Raw genomic sequence first — 17,274 nt, 5'->3', positions numbered from 1 at the left:
CGCCGCCCTCCTTCGAGGCGGCCGTGTCCCCACAGCGGAAAGGCCCCCGCCATCATGCGAGTTCTCGGAATCAACGCCCTCTTCCACGACCCCGCCGCCGCGCTCGTCATCGACGGGAGGACGGTCGCCGCCGCGGAGGAGGAACGCTTCTCCCGGCGCAAACACGGCAAGCGCCCGGTGCCGTTCTCCGCCTGGGAGCTGCCCGAGCAGGCGGCCCGGTGGTGCCTGAAACGCGCCGGACTGCGACCGCAGGATCTCGACGCCGTCGCGTACTCGTACGATCCCGCGCTGGCCCTGCCGGCCGACGCCATGGGCCTCGACGACCCCTGGGACCACCTCCGGCAGACCTACGCGCGCGAGGTCCCCGGATTTTTGAAGACCTCGCTCCCCGGGCTCGACCCCGGCATCGTCCGCTTCGTGGGGCACCACATGGCCCACGCCGCGTCGGGCGCCTTCGCCGCGGAGGACGCCGAGTCCTCCTCGGTCCTCGTCCTCGACGGGCGGGGAGAGCGCAGCTCGCACCTGGCGGCGCGGCGGACCGGCGACCGCATCGAGCCGCTGCACGCGCAGGGGCTCCCCGACTCCCTCGGCCTGGTGTACGAGGACCTCACCGCGCATCTCGGGTTCCTGCGCTCCTCCGACGAGTTCAAGGTGATGGCCCTCGCCTCGCACGGCTCTCCGCGCATGCTGGCCGAGCTGCGCCGGTACGTGCATCCGACCGGCGACGGCGGTTTCCGCGCCCGGGGCGTGCCCTGGGACGAGTTCTGCCCGCCGCGCGGGCCCGACGAGCCGTGGACCCAGGCCCACGCCGACGTCGCGGCGAGCGCGCAGGCCGTTCTGGAGGAGACGATGCTGGACCTGGTGCGCTGGCTGCACGGGCGCACGCACGACCGGGTCCTGACGCTGGCCGGCGGCGTCGCCCTCAACTGCGTGGCCAATTCGCGGATCGCGCGCGAGGGCCCGTTCGCACGGGTGTGGGTGCAGCCGGCCGCGGGTGACGCCGCCACGGCGCTCGGCGCCGCCCTGCTGCTGTCGGCGGAGGCCGGGGACGACCCGGAGCCGATGCCCGGAGCGGCCCTCGGCCGGGACTGGTCGGACGCGGAGCTCGGCGGCTGGCTGAAGACGGCGGCGGTGCCGTTCGAGCGTCCGCCGGACATCGCGGCCACCGTGGCCGAGGCGCTGGCCGACAACGCCATCGTGGCCTGGTTCCAGGGGCGTTCGGAGTACGGCCCCCGGGCGCTCGGTCATCGCTCGCTGCTCGCCCACCCCGGTCACGCGGGCAATCTGGAGCGCCTCAACGACGTGAAGGGCCGCGAACAGTTCAGGCCGGTCGCGCCGATGGTGCTCGCCGACCGGGCCGCCGAGATCTTCGACGGGCCGCTGCCCAGCCCGTACATGCTCTTCGTCCACGACGTCACGCCGGAGTGGCGGGAGCGCATCCCGGCGGTCGTGCACGTGGACGGCACGGCACGCGTCCAGACCGTCGACCCCTCCCTGGAGCCGCTGGTGGCGCGGATGCTCGGCGAGTTCGAGCGGCGGACCGGGCTTCCGGTGGTCGTCAACACCAGCCTCAACACCGCGGGCCGGCCCATGGTGGACGACCCGCGTGACGCGCTGGAGTGCTTCGGCTCCTCGCCGGTCGACCTGCTGGCCATCGGGCCGTACGCGGTCCGGCGCGGCGAGATGTTCCGGCCCGGGGCGAACGGGTGGTCGCGGTGAACGGCCCCCGCCCGGTGCCGTCGTACGCGGTCGTCGTCCCGACCCTCGGCCGGCCGAGTCTCAGCCGCTGTCTGGCCGCGTTGGCCGCCTCCCCGGGGCCGAGGCCGGCGCGGGTGGTGATCGTCCACGACCGCCCCGGTGGCGGCGGTACGGTGCCCGGCCTGGAGATCCCGGAGGTCCTGCGGCCGGTGACGGTCGTGGTGCCGGGCCGGGCGCGCGGCCCGGCGGCGGCCCGGAACACCGGTGCCGCGGCGGCCGGTCCGGTCCCGTGGATCGTCTTCCTCGACGACGACGTGGTGCCCTCGTCCACGTGGGGCGAGGACCTGGCCCGGGACCTCTCCACGGCGTCGTTCGACACGGGGGCGATCACGGCCCGCATCGACGTACCGCTGCCGGTGGACCGCCGCCCCACCGACTGGGAACGCAATACGGCGGGTCTGGCCACCGCCCGCTGGATCACCGCGGACATGGCCTTCCGCCGGGAGGCGCTGGACGCGTCGGGAGGCTTCGACGAGCGCTTCCGCCGCGCGTTCCGGGAGGACGCGGACCTGGCGCTGCGGCTGCTGGCCGGCGGCTGGATCCTGGCGGCGGGAACCCGCCGGACCACCCATCCGGTCCGGCCCGCCGATCGCTGGATCTCGGTGCGTCAGCAGGCGGGCAACGCCGACGACGTGCTGATGCGCCGGCTGCACGGGCCGGACTGGTGGTCCCGGGCGCATGCCCCGCGCGGCCGGATCCCCCGCCACCTGGCGGTGACCGCCGCGGGAGCCGGGGCCCTGTGCTGCGCCGCGTTCGGCAGACCGGCGGCCGCGGCGGTGTGCGCGGTGGCCTGGCTGGCCGGCACGGCCGAGTTCGCCGTCGCCCGCATCGCCCCCGGTCCCCGCACGCGGGAGGAGATCACCCGCATGGTCCTGACGAGCGCGGTCATCCCGGCCGCCGCCACCTGGCACCGGCTGCGCGGTCATGTCGTCCACCGCGGCGCCCGCCCCCGCGACCCGGCCCGTCCGCCGGCCATGACTCCGGCACTGCCCGACGAGCCGCTGCGCGAGGAGGTCGGATCATGAGCGCCCCCTCGGCGGCTCGGGCCCGGTCCGCCGGCGCGAGCCGGTTCCAGGCCCGCTCCCGCGACGACGTGCGCCCGGCCGGCGCCGTCGACGGCACGCGGGAGGGGGGGCCGTGGGTGTTCGACGGTGACGTGGCCGGCGCGCCGCTTCCGCCGAGGCCGGCGTGGGCCCGGGGCCCGTACGCCCGGCTGCCGGAGGCCGTTCTCTTCGACCGGGACGGCACCCTGGTCGTCGACGTGCCGTACAACGGGGACCCCGACCGGGTGACGCTCATGCCGGGCGCGGCGGAAGCCGTCGCGGCCGTCCGCAGCTTCGGCATCCCCGTCGGCGTGGTGAGCAACCAGTCGGGCGTGGCCCGCGGTCTGATCACCCGTCAGGACGTCGAGGCGGTACGGCGCCGCGTGGACGAGCACCTCGGCCCCTTCGCCGTGTGGGCGGTCTGCCCGCACGGTCCGGGCGACGGCTGCGAGTGCCGCAAGCCGGCGCCGGGTCTGGTCCTGGCCGCCTGCGCGCGGCTGGGGGTGCGGCCGTCCCGCACGGTGGTGATCGGCGACATCGGGGCGGACGTCGAGGCGGCGCGCGCCGCGGGCGCCCGGGGCATCCTCGTCCCGACGCCGGTGACCCTGGCCGGCGAGATCGAGGCGGCCGCCGAGACGGCCGCCGACCTCCCGGCCACCGTCCGCATGATCCTGCTGGGCACCGACTCCGCCGCCGGCACGGGGCTGCGGGGCGGTGTCCGATGACCGCACCCCGCACCCTCGTCGTACGTCTGGACAGCGCCGGGGACGTCCTGCTGGCGGGCCCGGCCGTCCGGGCGGTCGCGGCGGGTTCCTCGCGGACCGCGATGCTGTGCGGCCCGCTCGGCGCCCCCGCCGCCGAGGTGCTGCCCGGGGTGGACGACGTCCTCGTCCACGACGCGCCCTGGGTCGGCCTGGAGCCGCCTGCGGTCTCGCGCCGCGACTGCGCGGCCCTGGTCGACGCGGTCCGCGCCGGTCGGTTCGACCGTGCGCTGATCCTCGTCTCGTACCACCAGAGCCCCCTTCCGGCGGCGCTCCTGCTGCGGCTCGCCGGGGTCCCGTGGATCGCCGCGGACAGCGAGGACTATCCCGGCTCGCTGCTCGACCTGCGCCATCGCCGGCTGCCGGGCCGACACGAGGCGGAGGCCGCGCTGGACCTGGCCCACGCGTGCGGCTTCGGGCTCCCGCCGGGCGACGACGGGGCGCTGCGGGTCACCGAGCGGCCCGACACCACGCACCTCACCGGTGCGGAGCCGTACGTCGTGCTGCATCCGGGCGCGGCGGTGCCGGCGCGCGCCTGGAGCCCGGCACGGGCGGAGCGGGCCGCCGCCGCCCTGCACGAGGCGGGCCATCGCGTGGTGGTGACCGGCAGCCGCGCCGAAAAGGCGCTGACGGCCCGCGTCGCGGGGCGGCACGGTCTCGACCTCGGCGGAGCGACCCCCGGTCTGCACACCCTCGCCGGGGTCCTCGGACGTGCGCGGTGCGTGGTGGCGGGCAACAGCGGCCCCGCGCATCTGGCGGCGGCCGTGGGCACCCCGGTGGTCTGTCTGTTCGCGCCGGTGGTCCCCGCCGAGCGCTGGCGCCCCTTCCGGGTGCCGCAGGTGCTGCTCGGCGACCAGAACGCCCCCTGCGCGCTCAGCAGGGCGAGAACGTGCCCGGTCGAGGGACATCCCTGCCTCGACGCGGTGAGCGATGCCGAGGTGATCGCGGCGGTGGCCGCGCTCCTCGGCCGACCGGCTCCCGGTGCCGCTCCGGTCCGACCGGAGGACGCGTACGGGACGGAGCGAGGAGCGACCGTATGAACATCCTCCTGTGGCATGTGCACGGTTCCTGGACGACCGCGTTCGTCCAGGGCCCCCACACCTATCTGGTCCCGGTCACACCGGACCGGGGAGCCGACGGGCGGGGCCGGGCCGAGACCTTCACCTGGCCGTCGGCCGTGCGCGAGGTCCCACCGGAGCAGCTCGCGGACACGCCGGTGGACCTGCTCGTGCTCCAGCGGCCGCACGAGGAGGAACTGGCCACCCGCTGGCTCGGCGGCCGCCGCCCCGGGAAGGACGTGCCGACGGTGTACCTGGAGCACAACGCCCCGCGCGGCGACGTGCCCGACACCCGGCATCCGGCGGCCGACCGCCGGGATCTGACGCTCGTCCACGTCACCCACTTCAACCGGCTGTTCTGGGACAGCGGTTCCACCCGCACCGCCGTGATCGAGCACGGCATCGTCGACCCGGGCCACCAGTACACCGGCCGTCTGCCGAGGGCCGCGGTGGTGGTCAACGAGCCGGTCAGGCGCCGCCGTTACGTGGGGACGGACCTGCTGCCGCTGCTGGCCGAGGCGGCGCCGCTCGATGTCTTCGGCATGCGGACCGAGGGGCTCGCCGCCCATCTCGGCCTCACCCCCGACCGCTGCCGCACGGCCGATCTCCCCCAGGAGCGCCTGCACGGCGCCATGGCCGAACGCCGTCTGTATCTGCACCCGGTGCGCTGGACCTCCCTCGGGCTCTCCCTCCTGGAGGCCATGCATCTGGGCATGCCGGTGGTGGCGCTGGCCACCACGGAGGCCGTCGAGGCCGTCCCCGCCGGCGCCGGGACGCTCTCCACCCGCCCGGAGGTCCTCGCGCGGGCGGCCCGGCACTACCTCGCCGAACCGGAGGCGGCCGCCCAGGACGGTGCCCGCGCCCGGCAGGCGGCCCTCGAACGGTACGGCCTCAAACGCTTCCTGGACGACTGGGAGCGCCTCATCGCGGAGGTACGGTCATGACATCCTGCTCCTCGCTCGACGGCCGCCCCCTGGCCCTCGCTCTCGTCTCGGAGCACGCCAGCCCGCTCGCGACCCTGGGCGGAGTCGACGCCGGCGGCCAGAACGTGCACGTGGCCCAGCTGGCCGGGGCGCTCGCCGACCGCGGCCACCGCGTGACGGTGTACACGCGGCGCGACGACCCGGACCTGCCGGACCGTACGCCGCTGCGGCCTGGCGTCGAGGTGCACCATGTCCCCGCCGGTCCCGCGGAACCGATATCGAAGGACGAACTCCTGCCGTACATGCGCGAGTTCGGGCGCTATCTGGCCGGCCAGTGGCGGGCGCGCGCGCCCGACGCGGTGCACTCGCACTTCTGGATGTCGGGGCTCGCCGCGCTGTGGGCGACGCGGGAGACCCCGGTCCCGCTGCTGCACACGTACCACGCCCTCGGCACGGTCAAGCGGCGGAACCAGGGCCGTGCGGACACCAGCCCGCCCGCCCGTGTCGCCTGCGAGACCGACGTCGGTACGGGGTGCGACCGGGTGATCGCCACCTGCCGGGACGAGGTCGACGAACTGGCCGCCATGGGTGTTCCGCGCGGCAAGGTCGACATCGTCCCGTGCGGCGTCGATCCCGAGGTGTTCCGCCCGGACGGTCCGGTCGCCCCGCGCGGCGCCCACCCGCACCGGCTGCTGCAGCTGGGGCGGCTCGTGCCGCGCAAGGGAGCCGCCGTGTCGATCGCGGCCCTGGCCCGGCTGCGGACGGCGGAGCTCCTGGTCGTCGGCGGCCCGCCCCCCGACCGGCTCGACGGCGATCCGGAGGTACGGCGGCTGCGCGCCCTCGCGGGGGAAGCGGGCGTGGCGGACCGCGTCCGCTTCCTCGGCGGAGTGCCGACCGCCGAGGTGCCCGCCCTGATGCGCAGCGCGGACGTGGTGCTCTGCCCGGCGGACTACGAACCCTTCGGCATCGTGCCGTTGGAGGCCATGGCCTGCGGACGGCCGGTCGTCGCGAGCGCCGTGGGCGGCCAGCTGGACACCGTCGCCGACGGCGTCAACGGGCTGCTCGTGCCGCCGAAGGACCCCGCGGCGCTCGCCGCCGCGGTGACCGTGATGCTCGCCGATCCCGCCCTGCGCACCGCCTACGGGAAGGCCGGCCGCCGACGCGTCCTCGAACGGTTCTGCTGGGCGCGGGTGGCGTCCGCCACGGAGGCGTCGTACCGCACGGCGCTCGCCGCGCGCGTCCCCGTCGCGGGAGCGCTCTGACCGCCCGCGGCGGCAACCCGGCCCGGTGGCCGGACCGCCGTCGGAGTCACGAAGCCGGAAGGAGGTGCGGCAGGCGCTCGGCGAAGCGCCCGGCCGGCACACCATGAGCGAATCACACACGTACGAGACCGCCCAGCGCCACTGCCGGTCGCTCCAGGCCGCGGTGGAACGCCTGCGCCACGGGGAGCTCGGGCGGCTCGCGCGGTGGGGCGACCGTCTCGCCGAGGTACTCCCCGCGGGCGGCCGACTGCTCGCGGCGGGCAACGGTGGCAGCGCCGCCCAGGCTCAGCACCTCACGGCCGAACTGGTCGGGCGCTACCGGGAGGAGCGGCCCGCCTACTCGGCGATCTCGCTGCACGCGGAGACGTCGAGCGTCACCGCCATCGGCAACGACTACGGGTTCGAGCACGTCTTCGCCCGCCAGGTCGCCGCGCACGGCCGCACCGGCGACGTCCTGATGCTGCTGTCGACCTCCGGCCGCAGCGCGAATCTGCTCTCCGCCGCCATGACCGCCCGCTCGACCGGGCTCGCTGTCTGGGCCCTCACCGGCCCGGGGCCCAACCCCCTGGCCGAGGTGGCCGACGAGGCGCTGTGCGTCGACGCGGCCACGACGGCGACCGTCCAGGAGGCGCATCTGGTCGCGGTCCATCTGCTCTGCGAGTTCTTCGACGCGGCGGTCGCGGCGGAGGCGTCCGCCCAGGGCGCGCGGCCGCCGGTCAGGGCGGAGGGGCCGCCGTCCTCCCCGGCCCCGGCGCCATCGGGGGGCCGGGGCGGCCACAACGGCGTGCCGCACGATCCCGGCGTCCCCGCGGTCCCGATCCTCCGGAGGTCGCCGTGAACACGTCCGGACCCCTCGTCGTCGTCGGCGACCTCCTGCTCGACCAGGACATCGAGGGCGCGGCCACCCGGCTCGCCCCCGACGCCCCCGTCCCCGTCGTCGACGTGGCCGGGGAGCGGTCCCGGCCCGGCGGTGCCGGACTCGCCGCCTTCCTGGCGTCGCGGTACCGCGACGACGTCGTCCTGATCACGGCGCTCGGCCGGGACCCGGCCAGCGACACCGCGCGCCGCGCGCTGAACGGCCGGGTCGCACTGGCGCGGATCCCGCTGGAGGGCACCTTGCCCGTGAAGACCCGCGTCCTGGCCGGCGGCCGCCCCCTGGTCCGGATCGACCGAGGCGGCGGTACGCCGGGTCGGCCGGGCGAGCGGGCACTGGCCGCTCTCGCGTCCGCCCGGGCGATCCTGGTAGCGGACTACGGCCGCGGCACCGCGGACGTGCTGCGTGCGGCGCTGGCCGCGGCGGCCCCCCGCGTGCCTCTGGTCTGGGATCCGCACCCCCGGGGCGGCCCGCCCGTGCCGGGGGCCCGTCTGGTCACCCCCAACGCGGCCGAGGCGAGCACGCTCAGCGCCCTGGCCGGCGCCTCCCTGCGCGCCCACGCCGATCGGGGCGCCGATCTCGCCGAGCGGTGGGCCGCGGGCTCCGTCGCCGTCACGCTCGGCGAGCGGGGCGCGCTCCTCGCCCGGCCCGGTGCGGCGCCGGTGCTCGTCCCGGCGCCGTACCGCGCCGAGGGCGACCCGTGCGGAGCGGGCGACTGCTTCGCCGCGGCGGCGGCCGCCGCGCTGGCCGACGGCGCCCTGCCCGAGGAGGCGGTCGCCCGCGCGGTCGCCGAGGCGGCGGCGTTCGTGAACGCGGGCGGCGCGGGCGGTCGGGGGCTGTGGGAACCGGCCGACGCCCCCGAGGCCGAACGCCCGCTGCCGCGCGACGCGTTCGAGCTGGCCCGAGAGGTCCGCGCGCGCGGCGGCACGGTCGTGGCCACCGGCGGATGCTTCGACCTGCTGCACGCCGGGCACGTGGGACTGCTCGAGAACGCGGCACGGATCGGGGACTGCCTGATCGTGTGCGTGAACTCGGACGCGTCGGTGGCCCGGCTCAAGGGCCCGGGGCGGCCGCTGAACCCGCTCGCCGACCGCGTCCGGGTGCTGAGCGCCCTGGGCAGCGTCGACGCGGTCGTCGCCTTCGACGAGGACACGCCCGTACGGCTCCTGGAGTCACTGCGCCCCGATGTGTGGGTCAAGGGCGGCGACTACGCGGCCGACGACCTGCCGGAGGCCGAGGTCCTGCGGAAATGGGACGGCCAGGCGGTCGTGCTGCCCTACCTCGACGGCCGTTCCACGACGTCCCTCGCCGACCGGGCCGCCCGGGCGGCGACCTCCCCGCCACCGTCGGCCGCGCGATGACGGCCCGGGAGGAAGCGATGCCCCTGGGCGAAACCGCCCGGCGCGCCGACGCGCCGTACGAGAACGGCGAGGCGCCGTACGGGGACGGTGCGGGGCCGTACGAGCGCGGCGGGCAGCGGCCGGCGGTGCTGGTGCTGCGGGCGCTCGGTCTCGGCGACCTGCTGACCGCCGTGCCCGCGCTGCGGGCGCTGCGCCGGGGATTTCCCCGGCACGAGATCGTCCTCGCCGCCCCCGAACGGCTGGCGGAGGTCGCGCGGGCCACCGGCGCGGTGGACCGGCTGCTGCCGACGCACGCCCCGGGGCGCGAGGTCCCGGCCGCCCTGGAGTGGCGGGGCCCGCCGCCCGACCTTGCGGTCGATCTGCACGGCTGCGGCCCGCTCAGCCACCGGCTCCTCCAGCGGCTGGCGCCGGGCGGGCTCTGGGCGTTCGGCCATGCGGAGCTGCCGGGCGTCGCTGGCCCGCGGTGGCGCCCGGACGAGCACGAGAGGGAACGCTGGTGCCGGCTGCTGCGCTGGTACGGCCTCGACGCCGACCCGGACGAGCTGCGGATCCCGCCGCCGCCCGTCGCCTCGCCCGTGCCGGGCGCCGTGGTGATCCATCCGGGGGCGGACGCCCCTGCCCGCCGCTGGCCCGTCGACCGGTTCGCCGCCGTGGCGGCGAGTGTGCGGGAGGCGGGGCACCCGGTGGTGGTGACGGCGGGGCGGGGCGAGGGGCCGCAGGCCCGGGCCGTGGCGGAACGGGCGGGGCTGCCCGCCGCGTCGGTGATCGGGGGGCGCGACGACGTGCCCTTCCCGGAGCTGTGCGCGCTGGTCGCGACGGCGCGCTGCGTGGTGGTGGGCGACACGGGCCTGGCCCATCTCGCCTCGGCCCTGGGGACCCCGTCCGTGGTGCTGTTCGGGCCGGTGGCGCCCCTGCTCTGGGGTCCGCCCGTGGGCGGCCCCCACCGAGCGCTGTGGCGCCCCTCCCCCGGCGACGACCCGCTGCGGCCGGGCGACGCGCACGGCCCGGTGCCGGACCCGCGGCTGCTGCGCATCACGGTCGAGGAGGTACGGCGGGCGGTACGGGCCCTGACCGCCGACCCCGGCCTGGGGGCCGGCCGGGCGCCCGCGAGGGCGCTGCCGTGAGCGTCCCGACCCGCCCTGGGGCCGCCGTCCCCGGGGGCCGGGCGGGGCGGCGTCGGTCAGACGGCGGTGCTCACCTCGGGGCGCGTGGTGGGCGCGTGCGCCTTCACCGTCAGGACCTCTGCGATCGGGGCGTCCACGACCGGCGCGATCCGCACGGGGGCGGTGCGGCGCCGGCGCGTGAGCAGGGCGGTGCCGACGGTGGCCGCGACGACCAGGCCGCCGGCCACGAGGGCTCCCCGTACCCCGAGGAGCTCCATCAGGAGCCCCAGCGTGGGGGGCGCCGCGAGGCCCCACAGCGTACGGATGCTGTTCCAGGCGCCGAGCACCCGGCCGCGCAGGTGGGGCGGCGGGTCGGTCTGCAGGACGGTGTTCTGCGCGGTGTCCGCGACGGACTCGGCCACGGCCATGGGCAGGACGAGGACGAGCAGCACGGCCACCGACGGCGCCACGCCCGCGAAGATCTGGAGCAGCGCCCCGGCGAGTGTCAGGAGGGCGACCAGCCGCACGCCCGGCCGGTGCAGCCGGGCGCCGAGGACCGCGCCGACGATGCCGCCCACGGCCAGCACGGTGGCGACCGTGCTGAACGTGCCGGCGTCGCCCGCGAGGGGGCCGGTGACGAGGACCACCAGGGTGAGCGAGTAGTTCCGGCCGAAGAGCGCGCTGACGGCGTTGAGGCCGGCGAGGGCGACCAGGCGCGGGCGGCGGGCGAAGAAGACCAGGCCCTCGCGCATGCCGCCGGTGGAGGCGGGAGGGGACACGGTCAGGGTGGCGGCGGCCTTCTCCGCCACCGCCGGCTCCTCGCGCCGTACGGGCTTGAGGAAGGGGATCACACAGGCGACGAAGAGGAACGACAGCCCGTTGGCGACATAGGCGGCGGCCGTGCCGAGGACCCCGACCGTCACGCCGGCGAGCGCAGCTCCGACGAGCCGCCCGCCGCTGTGGGCGAGGGAGCCGACCCCGATGGCCGAGGGCACGTCCTCGGTACGGACCAGGTCGTTGCCGAGCAGCGAGCAGGCGGGGCCGTCGACCGTGGCGATGAGACCGGTGAGGGCCGCCAGGCCCAGGAGCACGGGCAGGCTCAGCTGGTCGAGCGCCACGAGCACGGCGGTGAGGGCGGCGACGGCGGCGAGCAGCGCCTGGCCGACGGCGGCCGTGAGCTTCCTGGGCCAGCGGTCGACGATCGCCCCGCCGAGCGGTCCGAGGAGCAGGCCGGGAGCGGCCTGGACGGACATGGAGAGGCCGGTCGCGGCGGCGGACCCGGTGATCTGGAGCACCAGCAGGTTCTGGACGGTGAGCTGCATCCAGGTGCCGGCGTTGGAGACGAAGTTCGCGACGGCCCACCAGCGCATGCTGCGGCCGCGCAGCGAGCGCCAGGGCGAACGGTCGTTCTGAGCGTCTCGGGGAGTGGCGGCGGGAGCGGAGGCCGGGTGGGCGGCGGGAGCGGCGCCGGGCGGGGGCGGCGTGACGGACGAGGGCGGCGTGGAGGAAGACACAGGAGTACCAGGGAGGCGCGCGGCGGCGCGGACGGGGGAGGCGGCAGGGACCCGCCGTGCCTCCCCGTGTGCCGGAGTGACGTTCCGCGAGCGCTCGGCTCTGAGCGGCGGGGCGGTCCCGGCGACCATCGTGGCAGACGGTTCTGGAGAAGCGTTCCGCCGATCGCGCGGGGCCGCGCGGGCGGGGTCCGCGAGGGGCCCGACGCCCTTGTGCGGCAAGGGTGTCCGCGCTTCTGGTGGGCTTGCTCACACCGGTCGCGAACGGCCGGTCCGGGCAGTCCGGGCGAGACGCGCGCCACAGGCCCCTGGAGCCCCGCACGGGGACCCGGTCCCATGACGCGGTTGGGCCCGGCGGCGTAATCCGGCGCGCTGGGAAGCGCCCCACGTACGCACAGTGAAGGAAGTCGAGAGCCGGTGGCACACCGGGCACCGGTCTCGGAGATCACACCGGAGGGAGAGCGATGAACAGCGGGGTACAGGTCGAGCTGGACGGAAAGCAGGCACTGGTCACCGGCGGCGCACGAGGGCTCGGTGCCGCGATCGTGCGGCGGCTCGCGCAGGCCGGGGCGTCGGTCCTGGTCGCGGACGTACGTCAGGATCTCGCCAAGGAGCTGTGCGAGAGCCTGCTCGCCGAGGGGTGCCAGGCGCGGCCGGTCGTCCTGGACGTCAGGGACGCGGAGGCGGTGGCCGAGGTCTTCCGGGATCTGGACGACGCCGGCGAGGCCGTGGACATCCTGGTCAACAACGCCGCCGTCGACGTCACGAAGGCCGTGGAACAGCTGACGGCCGAGGAGATGACCCGGGTCATCACCACCAACCTGCTCGGCCCGATGTACCTGTGCCGCGAGGGTTACCGGCGCATGGTGGCGCGGGGCGGCGGACACATCGTCAACATCCTTTCGACGGCGGCGATCCGCACATGGACCGAGGCGGGTCCGTACGCCGCCGGGAAGACCGGACTGCGCACCTTCACGCACACGCTGTTCAAGGAGGCGCAGCGCGACTGCCCCGGCATCGGCATCACGGGGGTCGTCGCCGGCGGTATGGAGACCGCGTTCATCCTGGACCGCTTCCCGGACGCGGACGTGTCCCTGCTGCAGAGTCCCGAGATCGTGGCGGACACCGTGATGTACGCCCTGTCGGTGCCGCCGGGAAGCGCGGTCGCCGAGGTGGTGGTGGTGCCGCGACGCGAGCCCTCCTGGCCCTGAGCGGCCGGCCGCTCGACATCCGACCCGACCGATCGCCCGACCGATCGACGGAATCTCTCCTGGAGGAGGCGCCCCTCATGGCCGACACACTCGGCTTCAGTCCGACGACAGCGATCGTGACCGGTTCGGATTCCGGCATCGGCCGCGCCGTGGCGGTGCGGCTGGCCGAAGACGGCATGGACATCGGGATCACCTGGCACAGCGACGAGGAGGGCGCGGCCGCCACGGCCGACGAGGTGCGCGCCCGGGGGCGGCGGGCCGTGGCCGCGCACCTCGACCTCGCGCGGCTGCCGGAGGCGGCCGACGTGATCGATCTGCTCGCGGAGGAGCTCGGCGGGATCGACGTGCTGGTCAACAACGCCGGAACCGGTACGGCGACGCCCTTCCTGGATCTCGATCTCCCCCTGGTCCGGCACGTCCTCGACGTGGATCTCGTGGGACCTCTGCTCTGCTCGCAGCGCGCGGCACGGCGCATGATCGCCCAGGGGGGAGGCGGCCGGATCGTCAACGTCACGTCCGTCCACGAGCACCAGCCGCGGGTCGGCGCGGGCCCGTACTGCGCGGCCAAGGGCGGGCTCGGTCTGCTCACCCAGGTCATGGCGCTGGAGCTGGCGGAGCACGGCATCACGGTCAACTCGGTCGCTCCGGGCGAGATCGCCACGCCGATGACCGGCCAGGAGGACGAGAACGTTCTCGCCGCGTCCCGGCCGGGCATCCCGCTCGGCCGGCCGGGGGACGCCCGCGAGGTCGCTGCCGTGGTCGCGCTGCTGGCGGGCCGGGAGTCCTCGTACGTGACGGGGGCGTCGTGGACGGTCGACGGCGGGATGCTGCGGATGGGACCGATGGCGGGCTCGCACCTGGACAGCGACGACTGGCGCAGGCCCTGACGCACGCGCCGGTGTTCCGCCCCGCGCGGTACGGGGGCGGAACACCGGGTCAGGGTTCGTCCGGGATCAGGGCCGGGTGGGGCGCGGCGTCAGTCCGCCGCTTCCTTGTTGACCTCCGCCGGGGAGTCGTACTCCTTGTCCGGCAGCCTTTCGAGCGCTTCCTTGACCTCCCGGTCGGCGTGGTTGCGGGACGCCCTGTCGACGATGTCCTTCTTCGAGGCCGGGTAGTTCATCCCGGACAGGGCCTTCTGCATGGCGATGGGGTTCACGTTCATACCGGGCAGGTACCCATCGAGGGGCGGACAAACATAGACATTCGGTGCGGTCTGTGGAGTCTCGCCGTACTCGATGAGGAGACGCGTGGCGTACGCGGTACGGGGCGCGGGGTACGCCGGGGGGGTCGGCCGGTGGTGCGCCGCGGCGCTCAGTCCAGCAGGCGCAGGACCGCCCGTTCCACCGCCCCCTGGGTGGCGGGCCGGCCGAACACCCCGTCCTCGCCGAGGCGGTCGAGCGCCGCCGCGACGGTGACGCCGTCCTCGTACCGCTCGACGACGGCCGGGGCGATGTAGGAATTACGGCAGACCGCGGGCGTGTTGCCGAGGTAGCCGCTGACCTCCCGCACGGCCCGGCTCACCGCCTTGGCGCGCGCGGTCCGTGACTCCCTGGCCGCCGGTTCGGAGACGGCGAGGGCGACGGCCGCGAGGACGGTGGCGTGCCAGGTACGGAAGTCCTTGGCGGTGATGTCGCTTCCGGAGCGCTCGCGCAGATAGGCGTTGAGCTCGTCGGCGCGGACGTCGTGCCACGCTCCGCTCTCCCAGTAGGCGAAGAGATGGTCACCGCCGCCGCGCCGCCGGAGCAGGGCGCGCAGGACCTCGCAGGTCGGGGCGTCGGCCAGGGCGTGGGTCTGCTGACGGCCGGACTTGGCGGGATAGCTCAGGAAGACCTCGCCCCGGGCGCACCGCGCGTGTTCCCGTCGCAGGGTGGTGAGTCCGTAGGAGTCGTTGTCGCGCCGGTAGCCCTCGCCGCCGACCCGGAAGAAGCCGAGGTCGAGCAGGCGTGCCGCGCAAGCGAGGACCCGCTCGCGGCACAGACCCTTCCGGGCCAGGTCGGCGGCGATCCCCTCGCGCAGCCTCGGCAGGCTGCGCGCCACCTCCCGTACGTGCGCGTGCTTCGTCTCTTCCTGCCGTCGGCGGAACGCCTCGTGGTACAGGTACTGGCGGCGTCCCGCGGCGTCCGTCCCGGTGGCCTGGATATGGCCGTTGGGCCACGGGCACACCCAGACGTCCTCCCATGCCGGCGGGATGACCAGCGCCTTGACGCGCTCCTTGGCCTCGTCCGACAGGGGCCGGCCGTCGGCGTCCAGGTAGCGGAAGCCGCGGCCGTGGCGTACCCGTCGCCACCCCGGCCGGGAGGGATCGCTCGTCCTCAGTCGCACCTCTCCACTGTGCCCGCTCCGGCCCGGTTCAGGCGCACTTCGGTGCCTCCGTCAGCAGGCGCGGGCCGCCTCCAGCAGGTGGTCGCGGACGAGGGCGACATGGGGGTTGTCCCAGGAACCGGGGCGTCGCGCGAGGAAACTGGTGTTGATGGGCGGGTCGGCCGGGTCGTGGAGCAGCACCAGCTCGCCGGAGGCGAGTTCGCCGGCGCAGAGGTAGCGCGGCAGGACGCTGAATCCACTGCCGCCGACGACCGCCGCCTTGACGGCGCGCAGATCGGGGACGGTGACGGCGGCGTGGGCGGACAGCCGGCGGCCGAAGACGTGCCGCCAGTAGCGGCGGACGATGGGAAGGTCCTCGGCGTACGAGATGAGCGGGACGCCGGACAGCGCCGCGGGGCCGTCGGCGGCGATCCGGTCCGGGCCGCCGATGCGCCGCGCCCAGGCGTCGGTGGCGACCAGGACGAACTCCTCGTCCGTGAGGGGCACCGAGTCCAGGGAGCGGCCCCGGGGCCGGACGGTGGAGACCACCAGGTCGTGCCGGCCGGCACGCAGCTCCTCCAGCAGGTCGTCGGTCAGCCCGAAGGCGATCCGCACCCGGACCCCTCGCTCCGTCAGGGGCGCCAGTCGGGGGAGGACGCAGTACGAGAGGAACTCGGCGGGGCCCGCCAGGTGGACGGGTGCGACGGTCCGGCCGCCGCCCGGCCGGCCGTCGCCCAGGGCCGCGCCGAGGGCGTCCATCGGCTCCGCGATCCGGGAGACCAGTTCGTCGGCGGTGGGCAGGGGCCGGACCCCGCGCGGCCGGCGTTCGAAGAGCTCCCGGTTCAGCTGCCGTTCCAGGGCCTGGATCCGGGTCGTCACGGTGGACTGGGAGAGACCGAGCAGAGGGGCGGCCGCGGTGAAGGACCCCGACCGGTACACCGCGAGGAAGGTACGCAGCAGATCGAGGTCGGGGGGCGCCGCACCGACCGGCGGCGGTGTCGTCCTCCCCCTCCCCTCGTCCTGGCTCGTCCTACGGCTCACTCCGGGAGCCTATCGGGGTGCCCGCCGGGGTGCCGACGGCGTCACGCCAGCCTCTTGACCACCTCGGCGGCGAGGGGCGCGGAGGAGGCGGGGTTCTGGCCGGTGACGAGGTTGCGGTCGACGACCACGTGCGGGGCCCAGGGCTCGCCCGCCCGCACATCGACGCCGGCCTCGGTGAGGCGGGTCTCCAGCAGCCACTCGGCCCGGTCCGCGAGGCCGCCCTGCGTCTCCTCGGCGTTGGTGAACGCGGCGACCTTGTAGCCGGCGAACGCGTTCGTCCCGTCCTCGGTGGTGGCGGCGAGGAGCGCGGCGGGGCCGTGGCAGACGACCGCGAGCGGCTTGCCGGAGGCCAGGGCGTCGGTCAGGATCCGGCCGGAGGTCCGGTCGACGGCGAGGTCCTCCATGGGTCCGTGGCCACCGGGGTAGAACACGGCCGCGTACTCGTCGACGTCCACGTCCTCCAGCGCGATCGGGTCCCGCAGCTCGGCGATCTCGGCGAGCGCGCGGGCGACCTTGTCGGCGCCCTCCTGGCCGCCGTTGACCTCGGCCGTCAGGCTGCCCTTGTCCACGGTCGGTACGACGCCGCCGGGGGTGGCGACGACGATCCGGTGGCCGGCGGCCTTGAACGCCTCGTAGGGGGCGACGACCTCTTCGGCCCAGAATCCGGTGGGGTGCTTGGTGCCGTCGGCGAGCGTCCAGTGGTCGGCGCCGGTCATCACGAAAAGGATCTTCGACATGAGGGGGTTCTCCGAGGAGTGGGGCGGGCCCGGTGGGGCCCGCGGGCGGAAGTCCGGGTCGTCAGCGCTGCGATGCCCTCGACACTAGGACGTGCGAAGGCGGGGTTCCAATGGAGAACCCGATGCCTGCCATGGGAAGACCAATGGCTCCCCGTGGAGGACCCGGGCGAGTGCCCGGGAGGAGCCGCCGTCGGCGTGCGGCGGCGGGCGGCGGGCGGCGGGCGGCGGGCGGCGGCTCACGGTTGCTCGTCGGCGTCCGCCTCCGGCGCGGGTTCCGGCTGGGCGGCCTGGGTCTGGACGCGGCGGCCGACGACGGCCGCCGCGGCGAGT

16 protein-coding genes are annotated in these 17,274 nt (G+C 75.8%); 11 read left to right on the top strand and 5 right to left on the bottom strand.

What is annotated here, in order from left to right; translation table 11 throughout:
• The first annotated feature begins 54 nt into the window (after positions 1–54).
• The 9 genes from ACWDX6_RS09445 to ACWDX6_RS09405 all read left to right on the top strand — a co-directional run bounded on the left by ACWDX6_RS09445 (position 55) and on the right by ACWDX6_RS09405 (position 10,164).
• Positions 55–1,719, top strand: coding sequence for a carbamoyltransferase family protein (locus tag ACWDX6_RS09445; RefSeq protein ID WP_451484352.1), 1,665 nt, complete (start codon positions 55–57; stop codon positions 1,717–1,719).
• Entirely contained in the window at positions 1,716–2,783 is a 1,068-nt protein-coding gene (locus ACWDX6_RS09440; protein WP_451484351.1) for a glycosyltransferase family 2 protein, read from the top strand. The genes ACWDX6_RS09445 and ACWDX6_RS09440 overlap by 4 nt, the downstream gene beginning before the upstream one ends.
• Positions 2,780–3,526: a D-glycero-alpha-D-manno-heptose-1,7-bisphosphate 7-phosphatase gene (locus tag ACWDX6_RS09435; protein ID WP_451484350.1), complete on the top strand. Its 747-nt coding sequence runs from the start codon at positions 2,780–2,782 to the stop codon at positions 3,524–3,526. The genes ACWDX6_RS09440 and ACWDX6_RS09435 overlap by 4 nt, the downstream gene beginning before the upstream one ends.
• Positions 3,523–4,602 (top strand): glycosyltransferase family 9 protein, encoded by a 1,080-nt coding sequence (locus tag ACWDX6_RS09430; RefSeq protein ID WP_451484349.1) that lies wholly within the window; start codon positions 3,523–3,525, stop codon positions 4,600–4,602. Before ACWDX6_RS09435 ends, ACWDX6_RS09430 begins: the two co-directional genes overlap by 4 nt.
• On the top strand, positions 4,599–5,564 hold the full coding sequence (locus ACWDX6_RS09425; RefSeq protein WP_451484348.1) for a glycosyltransferase: 966 nt from the start codon (positions 4,599–4,601) through the stop codon (positions 5,562–5,564). Before ACWDX6_RS09430 ends, ACWDX6_RS09425 begins: the two co-directional genes overlap by 4 nt.
• Positions 5,561–6,805 carry a glycosyltransferase gene (locus ACWDX6_RS09420; RefSeq protein WP_451484347.1) on the top strand — a complete coding sequence of 415 codons (1,245 nt, stop codon included), beginning with the start codon at positions 5,561–5,563 and terminating at the stop codon, positions 6,803–6,805. The genes ACWDX6_RS09425 and ACWDX6_RS09420 overlap by 4 nt, the downstream gene beginning before the upstream one ends.
• Before the next feature lie 103 nt (positions 6,806–6,908).
• Entirely contained in the window at positions 6,909–7,643 is a 735-nt protein-coding gene (locus tag ACWDX6_RS09415; RefSeq protein WP_451484346.1) for a D-sedoheptulose-7-phosphate isomerase, read from the top strand.
• Complete coding sequence (gene rfaE2 / locus ACWDX6_RS09410) at positions 7,640–9,040, top strand: D-glycero-beta-D-manno-heptose 1-phosphate adenylyltransferase (RefSeq protein WP_451484345.1); 1,401 nt, start codon at positions 7,640–7,642, stop codon at positions 9,038–9,040. Before ACWDX6_RS09415 ends, rfaE2 begins: the two co-directional genes overlap by 4 nt.
• A gap of 17 nt (positions 9,041–9,057) precedes the next feature.
• On the top strand, positions 9,058–10,164 hold the full coding sequence (locus tag ACWDX6_RS09405; protein ID WP_451484344.1) for a glycosyltransferase family 9 protein: 1,107 nt from the start codon (positions 9,058–9,060) through the stop codon (positions 10,162–10,164).
• A 56-nt stretch (positions 10,165–10,220) separates the two neighbouring features.
• On the opposite strand, the gene ACWDX6_RS09400 is transcribed toward ACWDX6_RS09405, so the two are convergent.
• On the bottom strand, positions 10,221–11,513 hold the full coding sequence (locus tag ACWDX6_RS09400; RefSeq protein WP_451484475.1) for an MFS transporter: 1,293 nt from the start codon (positions 11,511–11,513) through the stop codon (positions 10,221–10,223).
• Positions 11,514–12,118: 605 nt separating this feature from the next.
• Here ACWDX6_RS09400 and ACWDX6_RS09395 point away from each other — a divergent pair.
• Both ACWDX6_RS09395 and ACWDX6_RS09390 read left to right on the top strand, forming a co-directional pair.
• Positions 12,119–12,865 (top strand): SDR family oxidoreductase, encoded by a 747-nt coding sequence (locus ACWDX6_RS09395; protein WP_451484343.1) that lies wholly within the window; start codon positions 12,119–12,121, stop codon positions 12,863–12,865.
• A 77-nt stretch (positions 12,866–12,942) separates the two neighbouring features.
• Positions 12,943–13,752 carry an SDR family oxidoreductase gene (locus ACWDX6_RS09390; protein WP_451484342.1) on the top strand — a complete coding sequence of 270 codons (810 nt, stop codon included), beginning with the start codon at positions 12,943–12,945 and terminating at the stop codon, positions 13,750–13,752.
• Positions 13,753–13,841: 89 nt separating this feature from the next.
• On the opposite strand, the gene ACWDX6_RS09385 is transcribed toward ACWDX6_RS09390, so the two are convergent.
• The 4 genes from ACWDX6_RS09385 to ACWDX6_RS09370 form a co-directional block, all read right to left on the bottom strand.
• A complete protein-coding gene (locus tag ACWDX6_RS09385; protein ID WP_451484341.1) occupies positions 13,842–14,027 on the bottom strand; it encodes a DUF2795 domain-containing protein in 186 nt (61 codons plus the stop codon).
• A 149-nt stretch (positions 14,028–14,176) separates the two neighbouring features.
• Positions 14,177–15,187 carry a DNA topoisomerase IB gene (locus ACWDX6_RS09380; RefSeq protein WP_451484340.1) on the bottom strand — a complete coding sequence of 337 codons (1,011 nt, stop codon included), beginning with the start codon at positions 15,185–15,187 and terminating at the stop codon, positions 14,177–14,179.
• 51 nt (positions 15,188–15,238) lie between these two features.
• Positions 15,239–16,207 (bottom strand): LysR family transcriptional regulator, encoded by a 969-nt coding sequence (locus tag ACWDX6_RS09375; protein WP_451484339.1) that lies wholly within the window; start codon positions 16,205–16,207, stop codon positions 15,239–15,241.
• 41 nt (positions 16,208–16,248) lie between these two features.
• A complete protein-coding gene (locus tag ACWDX6_RS09370; protein WP_451484338.1) occupies positions 16,249–16,944 on the bottom strand; it encodes a type 1 glutamine amidotransferase domain-containing protein in 696 nt (231 codons plus the stop codon).
• Positions 16,945–17,274 lie beyond the last annotated feature (330 nt).

It is taken from the genome of Streptomyces sp. NPDC003027 (genome assembly GCF_053591435.1).
This window is presented reverse-complemented; position numbering and strand designations above follow the sequence as displayed.